This is a genomic window from Cedecea sp. P7760 (genome assembly GCF_013386425.1).
Classification (GTDB): Bacteria; Pseudomonadota; Gammaproteobacteria; order Enterobacterales; family Enterobacteriaceae; genus Cedecea; species Cedecea selenatireducens.
Genome location: NZ_JACARU010000007.1, coordinates 23,243 through 37,042, shown reverse-complemented (window position 1 = coordinate 37,042; position 13,800 = coordinate 23,243). Strand labels below are relative to the sequence as shown.

The following is a 13,800-nucleotide window of genomic DNA, read 5'->3' as shown; positions in this document are numbered from 1 at the left end:
CACGCCGATAAATGCAAAATGTCAGCCGCCGTTCATATTTGTCATAGAGTTGAATAGTTAACCTGGATCACATTCCCGGTGTGGAAATATTTATCAAAATCCATGCAATGCTTAACTGGAGTGAATCAACCACGGAGCCTCTATGACCCAGCCTCGTCCCTCCTTTTTCGCCAGCGCCCGTGGCCGCCTGCTGTTCTTCAATCTGCTGGTGGTGGCGGTCACGCTGATGGTCTGCGGCGTGGCGGTGCTCGGCTTTAAGCACGCCAGCCGCCTGCAGGAGCAGGTTCAGGGGCAAACGCTGCTCGATATGTCCGGTAGCATGGAGCTGGCGCGCGACACCTCGAACGTGGCGACGGCGGCGGTCAGGCTTTCTCAGGTTGTGGGCGCGCTGGAATACCAGAGCGAGGCGGCAAGCCTGAAGCAAACCCAGCTTTCGCTGCAAAACTCGCTTTCTCACCTGGCCAAAGCGCCGCTGGCGAGCCGTGAGCCGCAGCTGGTCAGCCGGATCATCGACCGCAGCAACGAGCTGGAAAGCAGCGTCACCAATATGCTGGTGATGGGGCACCGTCGCCACCTGCAGCGTAACCTGCTGCTGAGCGCCCTGTACCAGAATCAGAGCTACCTTGAACACCTGCAGGAAGTTAACGCCCGCGAAGGGCTTAACGTGCCGGATGCCGGGCTGCTCAAAGAGATGGATCGCCTGATTCTGGTGGCGATTCAGTCCTCCTCCCCGAGGCCGGCGGTGCGCCAGCTTAGCGAAGTGATGCAGCTTCTCCCCGAGCGGGCGGCGTCGGCGTTATCGGACAGCATTTTGCAGCAGTTCAGAAACGGCCTGCGCCAGCTGCCGCCGCTTTCTGCGCAGCTTGAGGAAAGCGACCTGGGCATCGCCTGGCACATGTACCACATCAAAGCGCTGGTGGCTTTTCTGAATCAGGACATCAACCTGTACGTGCAAAAAGTCGGGGAAGAATCCCGGCAGCGCAGCCAGCAAAGCCACCGGGATTTGCAGTCCATCATCGCTTTTATCGGCCTGTTTGCCCTGCTGGCGCTGGTGATCACCGGGTTTGCCGGGCTGTATATTTACCGCAACCTGGGCTCAAACTTAACGGCGATTTCCCAGGCGATGACGCGGCTGGCGAAAGGCGAAAAAGAGGTCAGCGTGCCCGCGCAGCAGAGGCGCGATGAGCTGGGCGAGCTGGCCAGGGCGTTCAACGTCTTTGCCCGTAATACCGCTTCGCTGGAGCATACCTCACGCCTGCTGAAAGAAAAAAGCACCCTGCTGGAAACCACTTTTCACGCCATGCGCGACGGCTTTGCGCTGTTCGACAGCGACGGTTTCCTGGTGGTGTGGAATCAGCAATATCCGCTGCTGCTGGGGCTTGAGCCGCAGCGCCTGCAGCGTGGTCAGCACTATCTCGGGTTGCTCAAGCAGGTTACGCCGCTGCAGGAGCATATGTTGGGTAATCTCTCCAGACCCTTGCCTAAGCCGCAGGAGTTGAGGCTGGCGGACGGCCGTACCATCGAGCTGCGTTTTAGCCCGGTGCCTGGGCGGGGCATGGTGAACGTAGTGCTGGAGCGTAGCGAACGCAAAGCGCTGGAAGAAGCGCTGGTGCACAGCCAAAAAATGAAGGCGGTGGGGCAGCTTACCGGCGGTCTGGCGCACGACTTCAATAACCTGCTGGCGGTGATCATCGGCAGTCTTGAGCTGACCGCGACAGACTCGCCGGACGCCGTGCGCATTCAGCGCGCGCTTAAGGCCGCCGAGCGTGGCGCACAGCTCACTCAGCGGCTGCTCGCGTTTTCCCGCAAGCAATCGTTACACCCGAGGGCGGTGGCGATGAAAAGCCTGCTTGAAAACCTCGACCCGCTGATGCGCCATTCTTTGCCCGCCCATCTCACGCTTGTCGTTGAAGCCCAGCAGCCCGCCTGGCCCGCCTGGATCGACGTCAATCAGCTGGAGAACGCGATCATTAACCTGGTGATGAACGCCCGAGACGCGATGGAAGGGCGCAGCGGTGAAATTAAGATCCGCACCTGGAACCAGCGCGTGGTGCGCGGCGAAGGGCGCAAGCAGGATATGGTGGTGGTTGAAGTGGCCGACACCGGGCACGGCATGACGGACGAGGTAAAGGCGCAGGTGTTTGAACCGTTCTTCACCACCAAACAGACCGGCAGCGGCAGCGGGCTTGGGCTGTCGATGGTTTATGGCTTTGTACGCCAGTCGGGCGGGCGGGTGCAGATTGAAAGCGAGCCGGGCACAGGGACTCGGGTCATACTTCAACTGCCTCGGGCGTCTGCGGAGGCGCAGCCGGAGGCCTTGCCGCTGGTCGATGAACAGGCCGATATTTCTGACCAGCTTGTGCTGGTACTCGAAGATGAGCCGGACGTGCGCCAGACGCTCTGCGAACAGCTGCATCAGCTGGGTTACCTGACGCTGGAAGCCAGCGACAGCCAGCAGGCGCTGCAGCTGATGCGCGAGGTGCCGGACATCAGCCTCGTTATCAGCGACCTGATGCTGCCCGGCGAGCTAAGCGGCGCGGACGTGCTCCAGCAGGCTCGCCGCCACCATCCTCAGCTGGATTTGCTGCTGGTAAGCGGGCAGGATTTACGTCGCAGCGAGCAACACCTGCCGGAGGTTGAGCTGCTGCGCAAACCGTTTACCCGAGCGCAGCTTGCTGAGGCGCTACGTAAAGCGCGGGCAGGAAGCAGGCGCGGGCCAGCGTAGCCGCACCTTGTGCGCCGTTAAACGCGGATGAAGACGCGTCGATAAAGCGCACGGCATCGTGAGGAAGCGGGCGGCGAAGATAGCGTTTAGTCTGCGCAATCAGCGCTTCGCGCGGAAAATCGACCATGTCCATTACGCCGCCGCCGAGGATTACCGCATCCGGGTCAAACAGGTTCACGCTGGTGGCGATGGCGCGCGCCGCGTGGTCGAGCAGGGCAACGACAAACGGCTGCTGCGCGGCAACGCTGAACAGCTCGCCAATTTCATACGCACGCGGGCTGGCGTCGTACCAGCGTTTCAGGGCAATCCCCGAGCACACCGTTTCCAGGCACCCCGCATTTCCGCAGCCGCAGGTCAGGTGCATATCGCCCTGTGGAATATGGCCCAGTTCACCGGCAACGCCGTGGGCGCCGGTCCAGGGTGCCCCGTTCAGCCAGACGGCAAAACCCATGCCGGTGCCGAGATAAGCCCCCAGCACCTGCTGGGGCTGCAGGCCGTTTTGCGCGACGTCGAACGAGAGCTGCAGATTGACGTCACGTGAAAACTCGACCGGGCAGCCGAGCGCATCCTCCAGCTTGCCCGCCAGTTCGTTAAGCTCTGCGGCGGCAAGCGGCAAATTTGGCGTGGAGATAATCGTGCGCTTGTCTTTGCCGACCAGCGCCGGGAACCCCATCACCATGCCGCGGCAGCGGGCGTTAAAGCGATCCAGCCGATCGTTTAACAGACGGGCGATCCCGCAGACCACGCCCCCGGAGATAATCTCTGCGGTGCGCTGTTTTTCACAGTGCAGCACCGCGCCGGATTCATCCTGCAAACACAGGCGGATATGGGTGGCGCCCATATCCACTCCGGCCACCACGTTAAGCGGTTTTGGCATGGGGGATAACCTCGTTTTTGGCCGTCAGGATCTGTTCGCTCATCACCTGCCAGGCCTCGTCGATATCCCGGGCGTGGTTAAACAGCCCGGAAGTGCCAACGATAAACACATCTGCCCCGGCGGCCATGAGTCGTTCATAGGTTGCCGCGTTGCAGGAGCCGTCAATTTCGATTTCGTAGCTCAGCCCTTCGCGCTCGCGCCAGGCTTTCAGCTCCGCCACTTTTTCCAGCATTTCTGGAATAAACGGCTGGCCGGCAAACCCTGGGTCAACGGTCATCACCGTCACCTTGTCTGCCTTATGAATGTAGTACTTCATCGCCTCAACCGGGGTCTCCGGGTTCAAAATCAGGCCGACTTTCATGCCGTGGCGGCGAATCTCTTCTATGAGGCGGAAGGCCTGGCCGTTAATAGTTTCCGGATGCAGGGTAATGATGTCCGCCCCGGCCTGCGCCAGCGGGACGATGTAATCCTGCGGGCGAGTGACCATCAGATGGCAGTCCAGCGGCTTGCTGGCAAGCTTCCTGACCTGGCCGACAAAGAACGGGGACAGCGTCAGGTTCGGCACAAAGTGGCCGTCCATAATGTCGATATGGAAGTAGTCCGCGTGCAGGTCGATAAACGCAATCTGTTCCTGGAATTTTGCCAGATCCATGCACATCAAAGAGGGGGAAATTTTCATTATAAGCTCCTGTAATTCTATGGATTTCGGACGACAGAAAGGCGGCCAGGCTGCGAGTCCCCAGGAGCATAGCTAACTATGTGACTGGGGTGAGCTGATGCAGCCAACGCATCTGCCGTTCGAAAGACGACGAATTTACTTGCTGATTAGTCTATCCAGGGCCACCGCGGCGATGATCAGCCCGCCCATCACCACCAGCTGGTAATAGGTTTGTACCTGGAGAATGTTGAGCCCGTTGTTGATGGTGCCGATAATCAGGCCGCCAATCACCACCGAGAAAATTCGGCCTTTGCCGCCGAAGAAGCTGGTGCCGCCGATGATCGCGCTGGCGATGGCGTAGGTTTCAAACCCCATGCCCGCAAGGGGTTCTGCCGCCCCAAGACGCGCGGTAGAGACCACGCCCGCCAGCCCGGCGCAGATGCCGGAGATGATGAACACCACCAGCATGTGGAACTTCACGTCGATGCCGGAGTAGAACGCCGAGTTCTTATTGCCGCCGAGGGCGTAAATATTGCGGCCCAGGCGCGTGCGGGTGGTCAAGAACCACAGTATCCCGGCGACAATCAGCGAGAAGATCACCGGCACCGGAATGCCTAACGGCGTGGCGGCGAAGAAATTCACGAAGTCGAACGAGAAGCCGTACACCGAGTTGGCGTCGGAAATAACCAGCGTGATGCCCCGGAAGATGGCGTTGGTGCCAAGCGTGATGATGAACGGATGCAGCCCTGTCCAGTTTACCAGGCAGCCGTTAATCGCCCCGAGCAGCCCGCCGACAATCACGCCGCCAATCAGCGCCGCGAGGAACGGATCCACGCCTGCCAGCATCAGTTTGGCGGTCACCATGCCGGAAAGTGCCAGAATCGCCCCAACCGACAGATCGATTCCCGCTACCAGAATGGCGAAGAACTCCCCCATGCCGATAAGCACGGTCACCGAGCTTTGCACGAAGATGGCGCTGATGTTGCTGGCCGTCAGGAAGTACTCGGCGGAGAGCGTGCCGAAGATGGCGACGATAATCGCGAGGATGAAAAAGGTGCCGTATTTGTCCCAGAACTGGGCGAAATTGAACGGCTTTTTCTCACTTTCTTCGCGTTTCATTCTTGTGGTAATGCCCATGCCATAATCTCCTCTTCGCTGATATCGTCGCGATTGGTCAGGATTTGCGTCAGCCGCCCTTCGCAGAACACGGCAATGCGGTCGCAGACGGCGATAATTTCGGGAAGCTCAGACGACACCATCAGAATGACCTTTCCGTCATCCGCCAGCTGCCGCATCACTTTGTAAATTTCGGCCTTAGCGCCGACGTCGATCCCACGCGTAGGCTCATCGAAGATAAGCACTTCCGGGTTGCAGCACAGCCACTTAGAAATCAGTACCTTCTGTTGGTTGCCGCCGGAAAGCTCGGTAATGTTCTGATCGACGCTGTGGCATTTGAGCGCCAGCAGCTGGCGCTGAGCTTCGGCAATTTTTCGTTCTTCGGCTTCGTTAAACAGCCCCATCGCGCCTTTGTAGCCGCCGCGCTTGAGGCTCTGGCTGACGGCCATGTTCTGCGCAATGGAGAAGTTGGCGAAGAAGCCGTTATCCCGGCGGCTTTCGGTGATGTAGCCCATGCCTTTTTTCAGCGCATCCATCGGCGAGCGGGGCGAAATGTTCTTGCCGTTAAGCAGAATTTCCCCTGATGAGCGTTTGTCGACGCCGAACAGGCAGTCCATCAGCTCGGTGCGCCCGGAGCCTACGAGGCCGGAAAAGCCCAGGATCTCGCCACGGTTGACGCTGAACGAAATGCCTTTCACCTTTTTGCGGTCGCGGCTGGTGACGTTCTTCACCTCAAACACCACGTCACGCTCCACGTTCCCGGCGCTCTCTTTCATCGCGCTAAAGCGGTTTTGCAGCTCGCGGCCAACCATCAGGCGCACAATGTCGTCGTTGGAGACGTCGCCGACCAGGCCGCTGCAGACGCTGCTGCCGTCCTTCATCACCGTGTAGCGGTCGCAGATACGGCGGATTTCGGCAAGCTTATGGGAGATGTACACCATCGCCGTGCCTTCTTTACGCAGCTGGTTCATGATGAGAAAAAGATAATCCACTTCTTTATTGGTTAAAGAAGATGTGGGCTCATCCATAATAATGACTTTGGCGTCCAGCATTAATGTTTTGGCAATTTCTAACATTTGCTTGTGACTGATGGATAAATTACCCACCTTTTCATCGAGATCCACTTTTAAGCCGACACGTAAAAGCATCATCGCGGCGCGAATACGCATCTCTTTCCAGTCAACAATATTAATCCCGAAGACTTTTTTTGTTGTATGGCGACCAATATAAAGATTTTCTAAAACGGTTAATTCATCAATGACGCTGAGTTCTTGATAAATAATACCAATGCCGAGCTGTGCCGCTAATTTATGATCGAGCTTTTCATAATTAACATTATTAATCGTAATGGTGCCTTTGGTCGGTTCATGAATACCCGACAGGACTTTCATCAGGGTTGATTTACCTGCACCGTTTTCCCCGAGAAGGGCGTGAATTTCGCCGGGGAATATTGTTAAATCAACCGATTTTAATGCGTGAACCGGACCAAAGGATTTGCCGATCCCCGCCATTGCAATGTATGGCGTGACCATGACGAGCCTCAATCATTTTTAGCGAAGGTTTCCCCTCACCCTAACCCTCTCCCCATAGGGGAGAGGGAATAACTACTGCCACCGCTTTTCTTTTAGTACTCTTTTTCCCCTCTCTCTTTGTGGGAGAGGGCTACCCCTTTTTTCCCCCTCTCCCTGTGGGAGAGGGCCGGGGTGAGGGCATCAGGCCACTCAGACCAGAAACTATTTCGTCACCAGCACCGAATCCACCAGGCTGAACTGCGGCGCTTTATCCAGCGCAATCACCTTGCCGGTTTTTGCCGCGTCAACCAGCAGCTTCAGGCCGGTCGCACCGATGTCACCCGGATTTTGGGCAACGGTGGCGGTCATCTGCCCTGCATCAACCATTTTGCGTGCTTCCGGAATACCGTCGGTGCCGACGACCAGCACTTTTCCGGTTTTACCGGCGTTAGCCACCGCCTGCGCTACGCCCATTGCCATCGTGTCGTTAGCACAATAGAAGGCTTTCAGGTTTGGGTTACGCTGCAGCACGTTGGTCGCCACGTCGAGCGCCTTGATGCGGTCCCAGTCTGCGGGTTGGCTGGCGACGAGCTTAATCTGGCTGGCTTTTTTAAACGCACCGCTGGCTCCCACGCGGCGGGCTTCGCCGGAGGCATTACCTGCTTTCCCTTCGATAATTGCCACTTCACCGCCCGCGGCACCAAGCTTATCGATGATGAAGCCTGCGCCCTTCGCGCCGACCGCGACGTTATCGGTGGTCACAAAGGCTTCGACGTTACCGCCGGCTTTTTTCAGGTTATCCATATCGATTTTTTCATCGAGGTTGACCAGGTAAATGCCTTTCTTCCAGGCGTTCGCCACGGGCACCACGAGATTTACCGAGGAAAGCGGCGCAAAAGCGATGCCTTTGTATTTTTTATTCGTTAAATCTTCAAAAAGCTGTAATTGCGACTGGAAATCACCCTCCGAAGGCGAAGCAAAAATATCAACGCTAACGCCCAGCGTTTTGGCTTCATCTTCAATACCTTTTTTCATATCCACCCAATAAGGGTTGGATAATGTTTTTAATACCACCGCGTAATCGGCAGCGGCAAAAGCGCTGGTGGATAACATCAGGCCCATAGCAGCGCCGCTGAATATTTTCAGATATTTATTCATAATCATATTCTCAGTGTAGGGTGCAGTCAGATCCCGCTCACACGGGATCTCTTTTTTACTTCAGCGCGCCAGGTGAAAAGAAATCCACAATAGCGCCGGTTTTTTGCATATTTAATGTTGCCTGTTCAATGTTTTGCTGTGCGACTGAAACAAATAAAGCATCGAGTAACGTTAATTGTAATATACGCGCGGAGGCGTTGCGGCCTAATAAAGGCGTCTCTGGGGCTGGCGAACAAATAATAAAATCGGCCAGCCGTGCTATAGGTGAATGATAGCTATGGGTAATGCAAATTATTTTTGCGCCGTTCTTTTTCGCCAGCTCAACCGCCGCTTTTAAATCGCCGGTGCGCCCTGAGTGGGAAACCACCAGCACCACGTCACCTTCTTTAAGCAGCGAGGCCGACATCATCATGATGTGCGCATCCTGATAGGCCTGGCAGCGCACGCCGATGCGCAGGAACTTGTGCTGGATGTCGTTACATATGGAGTTCGAGCCGCCAACGCCGTACAAATCACGCTGTTTTGCCTGCGCGAAATAGCGTGCCGCGCGATGAATCTCGTCGACGTTAACGATCGACTGACCTTCCATAATGGTGCGTAAGGTAATGTTAAACACCTTATTGACCACGTCCTGCGGCGCTTCGTCGAACGCCAGCTCGGTCGGCAGCACCTGCTCTGACTCGGAAAAGTAGGCGACCAGCGCGCTGCGCAGGTTACGAAAACCGCTGAAACCCAGCAGTTTCGACACCTTCACAATCATCGCTTCCGACACCGCAAGGGCTTCGGCAACGTCTTTAATGGCCGGGGCATCGCTCAGATTACCGGGCTTTAACAACCAGTCGACGATACGGCTTTCGTTGTCCGTCATCCCCTCCTGCTTCATGCGCAGCCAGGGGGCAAGGCCGATGCCGAACGGCTGTTGTGAATCAATATCTGACTGACTCATCCTGTTCTCTCGTGTCCGTAGAGTGAAGACGCCACTATAACATCACAGCGTGAGCAGAAAATATGCTGACAACTTCACAAAAATAATTAATTCATAAAGTTTTATTTTTTGTGAAGTTTTGTTTTTGGCCTTAATAAGTTATCCATTTGAAAAACAATATGTTTATTGCTTGCCTTTCGTTGTGTGATACTGGCTACTGTTAGGTGATTAGCCGTAATCGACATTGTGTTGTGAAGCTGAACGGTGTAGAAATAGCCACGAACCCGGCGATTTTGCCGATTAATTGGGCAGTGAACCGGTCTTAAATCACAAAAGTCGCCGGGTTCGTAAAGTGACGGTTACGGTGAGGATAAAATGAAAAAAATTGCATTTGGCTGCGATCACGTCGGCTTCCTGCTGAAGGCAGAAATTGTGGCGCATCTTGAGGAAAAAGGGATTGAGGTGCTGGACAAAGGGACCTGGTCCGGGGAGCGTACAGATTACCCGCTTTACGCCAGCGCCGTAGCGCAGGCCGTGGTAAACGGCGAAGCCGAGGGCGGCATTTTGATTTGCGGCACCGGCGTGGGGATATCTATCACCGCCAACAAGTTTCCCGGCATCCGGGCGGTGGTGTGCAGCGAGCCTTATTCTGCGTTGCTTTCCCGCCAGCACAATAACACCAACGTGCTGGCCTTCGGCTCACGAGTCGTCGGGCTGGATTTGGCCAAAATGATCGTCGACGCGTGGTTAAGCGGGCAGTTTGAAGGCGGGCGACATCAGGCAAGGGTCGAGGCTATTGGCGCGCTGGAATCGCCGGGAATTTGAGATTCCTCCGCTACTGCGCGTGAGGCCGGCTGACTACGCTGAGGCCAGTCCATTCCGGAGACTGACCGATGAAACCTTATGCCGCCGCGCTGCTGCTCGGCACGCTGTACCTGGCCTCGCCGTTCGCGCAGGCCGACGTGATTGATGACGCCATTGGCAATATCCAGCAGGCGTTTAGCGATGCTTATAAACCCGGCGGCGACCGCGTTTATCATGACGATAGCGATGACGAAGCGGCTCAGCGCAGGCTCAGCCGCCAGGATGAAGCGCGCTACCGCCAACTGGAAGACAGGCGTCGCAGCCTTGATGACCGCCAGAACCAGCTTGACCGTGAACGCCAGCAGCTGGATGACGATGAGCGGCGCCTGCAGGACGACGACGACCGTTAATCCAGCACGATTTCCATGCCGTCAAAACCAGCTTCAAAGCCAGCGGGAAGCGAGTTGTGCATCAGCCATTCATCAAACTGGTGGCTGATGTGCGTCAGCACGACTCGGGGGCTACCAATCTGTTTGTTCAGCGCGATGACGGTCGTTAAGTCACAGTGATTTTTTGGCGTTTCTGGCCGGGGTTCGCGGCTGCAATCTATCACCACCACTTCCGGGCGGTTGGCGGCCAGAAACTTCAGGGTTTTGTCCGGCAGCCCCGCCGTATCGCTCAGCCACGCCAGCCTGCTGTAGGCCGTTTCAAACAGATAACCAAACGTCAGCTTTGAGTGCAGCAGCGGCAGCGGCGTGACGCGCAGCGCCTGAAGGGTAAAGGCAACAAACGGCTCCACGGTATGGCTAAAATCCAGCAGGCCAGGATGTTTAAACAGATCGTCGCAGCCCTGTTCATCCGGCGGGCCGTAAACCGGGATTTTCTCGCCCACGCCCCAGCGCAGCGGGAACAACCCCTGGACGTGATCCATATGGTAGTGGGTGAGCAAAAACTGCTGAAAATCACCGGGCTGCCAGCTCTCCATCAGATCGGGTAGCCCCGCATCCACCAGCGTAACCGCGTCGTTATACCTGACTACCGCGCTGCACGGACGGCGGCGATGAGCGGGGTTGCTGCGCGCCCGTGCACAGGCCGCGCAGCCGCAGCCCCAGGCGGGAACAAGCTGCGCCCCGCCGGTGCCGCTAAGCGTTAGCGTTAGCGTGAGCGTCATCAGGTGTCTCCACCGGTTTGGTAAAGCGGATATGGGTGGCGCGGTAGCCTTCACGCTCGTAGAAGCGGTGAGCGTCTTTGCGCCCGGTGCTGGTCGACAGCTCCGTCAGCTCGGCATCGGCTTTACGTGCCTGCTCTTCGGCCCAGGCAAGCAGCTGTTTGCCGACGCCGTGGCCGCGGGCTTCTTCCAGCACTACCAGCTCCTGGATCTCGCCGATGCGACGGCCGTGGTGCAGATGATATTGCAGGTGCAGGCTAATCATCCCCAGCGCTTTGTTGCCCAGCCACGCCAGCTGATAGTAGATATTCGGGTCGCGCAGGTTCTCGGTAAAACAGGCGTTAAAGCCGGGGCGATCTGCCTGAGCCTGCTTTAGCTCGCAAATCATGCGGTAAACGGTATCGCTGTCTTCGATAGCGGCGGCTTTTAACTTAACAACATCAGACATGGCGGGGCTCCTTGCGGTGAAGAGGGATAACGTTCGAGCGGTGCTGGGCTAACAGCCGCATAAATAATTCGGCTGACTGTAGCAGACTCCCGTCGTTGTTGAGTACCAGACAATCGCCGCCCTCTGGCGCATAGAGCGCCGCGCGCTGCAGCCGCTGCTCGATCTGTTCCGCATTTTCCCTGCCGCGCTGCTCCAGACGTTGGCGCAGCACGCTGGCAGAAACCTGCAGGCAGATGGGCACCAGCCCATCGCCATAACGTTCCCTCGCCTGCTTCAGGTGCTGGCGCGAGCCGTTAACCACCACGTCAAATCCGGCCTCGAGCCATATATCCATTTCCACGCCGACGCCGTAGGACTGCTCGTGCGCCTGCCAGCTCAGGGCGAACAGCCCCAGTTGCTGACGCTGTTCAAACTCTTTTGCGCTCAGCGCAATGTGGTTTTCGCAGCCTGCGTCGGCGGCGCGGGTTATATAGCGGTGCGCCACCAGCAGTCTGGCATGCTCCTGCTGGCGCAGGGCGCTCAGCAGGCTGTCTTTACCGGAGCCGGACGGGCCCATCAGCCAGATTAATTTACTCATCAGAACACCCGCGTTCCCTGGCGCCAGACGTGATCGACGTGGATATGGTCGCCGTGCATATGTGCCAGCACCAGATCCGCTCGTTTACCTTCCGCCAGCGTCCCACGGTCGGCCAGGTTCAGCGCCCTTGCAGGGTTGCGCGTCACAAGGTTTACCGCCTGAGCCAGCGTGAAGCTGTTGCTGTCGTCGTGCGCCACGCGGAAGGCCGCATCCAGCAGGCTCGCCGGATAGTAATCCGAGGAGAGAATATCCAGCAGCCCGGCCTGGGCCAGATGGCTGGCCGCCACGTTGCCGGAGTGAGAGCCGCCGCGCACGATATTCGGCGCGCCCATCAGCACGCTCATGCCGTGGCGACGAGAAGCTTCCGCGGCTTCCAGCGTGGTCGGGAACTCGGCGATCACGCTGCCGATTTCGTGGGATTCTACAACGTGGGCGGAGGTGGCATCGTCATGGCTGGCGAGGGCAATATTGCGGTCGCGACAGCGGGCGGCAATGGCCTGGCGGTTTGGCTGTGACCAGCGCGCCGCCAGCGTCAGCTGCTCTTCCTCAAACCGATCCATCTGCTCGTTGGTGAGATGGTATTTGCCCTGATAATAGTCGCGGTATTTCGAGAGTTCCGCGTACTGGCGCTGGCCCGGCGAGTGGTCCATCAGCGAAACGAGGGACACCAGTTCGCGGTCTACCAGCTTGTCGAACAGCGGCAGCGTGGTGTGGTGCGGCAGCTCGCAGCGCAGGTGCAGGCGGTGTTCGGCGCGGTTGAGGCCGCGTTTTTGCGTATCCTCCACGGCGTTGATCATTTTTTCGAGGTTTTCCAGGCGGTCGCCGCCGTCGCGCACGTCGCCGATGGCAACGGCGTCCAGCACGGTGGTGATGCCGCTCGCTACCATCAGCGCGTCGTGGCTGCTCATGGCGGAGTGCGCCGGCCAGTCAACCTTTGGCCGTGGGGTGAAGAATTTATCCAGGTTATCCGTGTGCAGCTCAATCAGCCCCGGCAGCAGCCAGCCGCCGCCGCCGTCGTGTGCGCCCGGCAGCTGGCTTTGGGTCTCGGCAAAGTTGCGAATCAAACCGTCGGCCACTTCCAGCGAGCCACTGACTACTTCTTCTTCCAGTACCAGGCGAACGTTATTGATTATCATGTTGGGGCTCCATCGCGGACATCGTATGCAGGCGGTCGGCCACCTGTTCACGTACTGCTTCATCGTGGAAGATGCCGACGATGGCCGCTCCACGTGCTTTTGCTTCCTGAATCAAAGCCACCACGGCGGCGCTGTTCCTGGCGTCCAGCGAGGCGGTTGGCTCGTCCAGCAGTAAAATCGGGTAGTCGACAATAAAGCCGCGAGCGATGTTCACGCGCTGCTGTTCGCCGCCGGAAAAGGTCGACGGCGCCAGGTGCCACAGGCGTTCAGGCACGTTGAGGCGGGTCAGCAGGCTGGCGGCTTTTTTCTCGCACTCTTCACGCGGCACGCCCAAATCAAGCAGCGGCTGCATGACGACTTCGAGCGCGGAAATTCGCGGAATAACGCGCAGGAACTGGCTTACCCAGCCGATGGTCTGGCGACGCACCGCCAGCACTTCACGCGCCGGAGCCTGCACGATGTCGAGCCATTCGTCGTTGTGCTTAACCCAGATGTGTCCTTCATCCGGCAGGTAGTTGGCGTACAGCGAGCGCAGCAGGGTGGATTTCCCGCTGCCGGAGTGGCCGTGCAGCACCACGCATTCTCCGCCTTTAACTTCCAGCGAAGCGTCCGCCAGCACCGGCAGGCGAATACCGTGCTGGTGGTGCAGGACAAAGGTTTTGCTCAGGTTTTCAACCCGTATTCTGGTCATAGCGAG

14 protein-coding genes are annotated in these 13,800 nt (G+C 57.8%); 3 read left to right on the top strand and 11 right to left on the bottom strand.

All coding sequences use genetic code 11. The features are described from left to right. The first annotated feature begins 142 nt into the window (after window positions 1-142). Complete coding sequence (locus HX778_RS02575) at window positions 143-2,725, top strand: ATP-binding protein (RefSeq protein WP_176981218.1); 2,583 nt, start codon at window positions 143-145, stop codon at window positions 2,723-2,725. Here the strand turns inward: HX778_RS02575 and alsK are convergent. The 6 genes from alsK to alsR form a co-directional block, all read right to left on the bottom strand. Then, window positions 2,658-3,602 carry an allose kinase gene (gene alsK, locus HX778_RS02570; protein ID WP_176981217.1) on the bottom strand — a complete coding sequence of 315 codons (945 nt, stop codon included), beginning with the start codon at window positions 3,600-3,602 and terminating at the stop codon, window positions 2,658-2,660. The genes HX778_RS02575 and alsK overlap by 68 nt on opposite strands. Next, window positions 3,586-4,281: a D-allulose 6-phosphate 3-epimerase gene (gene alsE, locus HX778_RS02565; RefSeq protein ID WP_176981216.1), complete on the bottom strand. Its 696-nt coding sequence runs from the start codon at window positions 4,279-4,281 to the stop codon at window positions 3,586-3,588. The genes alsK and alsE overlap by 17 nt, the downstream gene beginning before the upstream one ends. A gap of 135 nt (window positions 4,282-4,416) precedes the next feature. Further along, window positions 4,417-5,397: a D-allose ABC transporter permease gene (gene alsC / locus HX778_RS02560; RefSeq protein WP_038476559.1), complete on the bottom strand. Its 981-nt coding sequence runs from the start codon at window positions 5,395-5,397 to the stop codon at window positions 4,417-4,419. Next, a complete protein-coding gene (gene alsA, locus HX778_RS02555; protein WP_038476554.1) occupies window positions 5,376-6,908 on the bottom strand; it encodes a D-allose ABC transporter ATP-binding protein AlsA in 1,533 nt (510 codons plus the stop codon). The genes alsC and alsA overlap by 22 nt, the downstream gene beginning before the upstream one ends. A gap of 201 nt (window positions 6,909-7,109) precedes the next feature. Further along, window positions 7,110-8,045, bottom strand: a complete 936-nt coding sequence (alsB, locus tag HX778_RS02550; protein ID WP_176981215.1) for a D-allose transporter substrate-binding protein — start codon at window positions 8,043-8,045, stop codon at window positions 7,110-7,112. Between the two features lie 55 nt (window positions 8,046-8,100). After that, on the bottom strand, window positions 8,101-8,991 hold the full coding sequence (gene alsR, locus HX778_RS02545; protein WP_038476551.1) for a D-allose utilization transcriptional regulator AlsR: 891 nt from the start codon (window positions 8,989-8,991) through the stop codon (window positions 8,101-8,103). Window positions 8,992-9,345: 354 nt separating this feature from the next. Between alsR and rpiB the strand changes: the two genes are divergently transcribed. Both rpiB and yjdP read left to right on the top strand, forming a co-directional pair. Further along, entirely contained in the window at window positions 9,346-9,795 is a 450-nt protein-coding gene (rpiB, locus tag HX778_RS02540; protein WP_176981214.1) for a bifunctional allose-6-phosphate isomerase/ribose-5-phosphate isomerase RpiB, read from the top strand. A 68-nt stretch (window positions 9,796-9,863) separates the two neighbouring features. Further along, window positions 9,864-10,184: a DDRRRQL repeat protein YjdP gene (gene yjdP / locus HX778_RS02535; protein WP_176981213.1), complete on the top strand. Its 321-nt coding sequence runs from the start codon at window positions 9,864-9,866 to the stop codon at window positions 10,182-10,184. Here the strand turns inward: yjdP and phnP are convergent. The 5 genes from phnP to phnL are packed head-to-tail and all read right to left on the bottom strand — an operon-like array spanning window position 10,181 to window position 13,794. Further along, complete coding sequence (gene phnP, locus HX778_RS02530) at window positions 10,181-10,945, bottom strand: phosphonate metabolism protein PhnP (protein ID WP_176981212.1); 765 nt, start codon at window positions 10,943-10,945, stop codon at window positions 10,181-10,183. The two genes, yjdP and phnP, sit on opposite strands and share 4 nt — an antisense overlap. Then, window positions 10,917-11,390 carry an aminoalkylphosphonate N-acetyltransferase gene (gene phnO, locus HX778_RS02525; protein WP_176981211.1) on the bottom strand — a complete coding sequence of 158 codons (474 nt, stop codon included), beginning with the start codon at window positions 11,388-11,390 and terminating at the stop codon, window positions 10,917-10,919. Before phnO ends, phnP begins: the two co-directional genes overlap by 29 nt. Then, on the bottom strand, window positions 11,383-11,970 hold the full coding sequence (phnN, locus tag HX778_RS02520) for a ribose 1,5-bisphosphokinase (protein ID WP_255483319.1): 588 nt from the start codon (window positions 11,968-11,970) through the stop codon (window positions 11,383-11,385). Before phnN ends, phnO begins: the two co-directional genes overlap by 8 nt. After that, a complete protein-coding gene (gene phnM, locus HX778_RS02515; protein ID WP_038476534.1) occupies window positions 11,967-13,103 on the bottom strand; it encodes an alpha-D-ribose 1-methylphosphonate 5-triphosphate diphosphatase in 1,137 nt (378 codons plus the stop codon). The genes phnN and phnM overlap by 4 nt, the downstream gene beginning before the upstream one ends. After that, window positions 13,090-13,794: a phosphonate C-P lyase system protein PhnL gene (gene phnL, locus HX778_RS02510; protein WP_038476531.1), complete on the bottom strand. Its 705-nt coding sequence runs from the start codon at window positions 13,792-13,794 to the stop codon at window positions 13,090-13,092. Before phnL ends, phnM begins: the two co-directional genes overlap by 14 nt. Window positions 13,795-13,800: the final 6 nt, after the last annotated feature.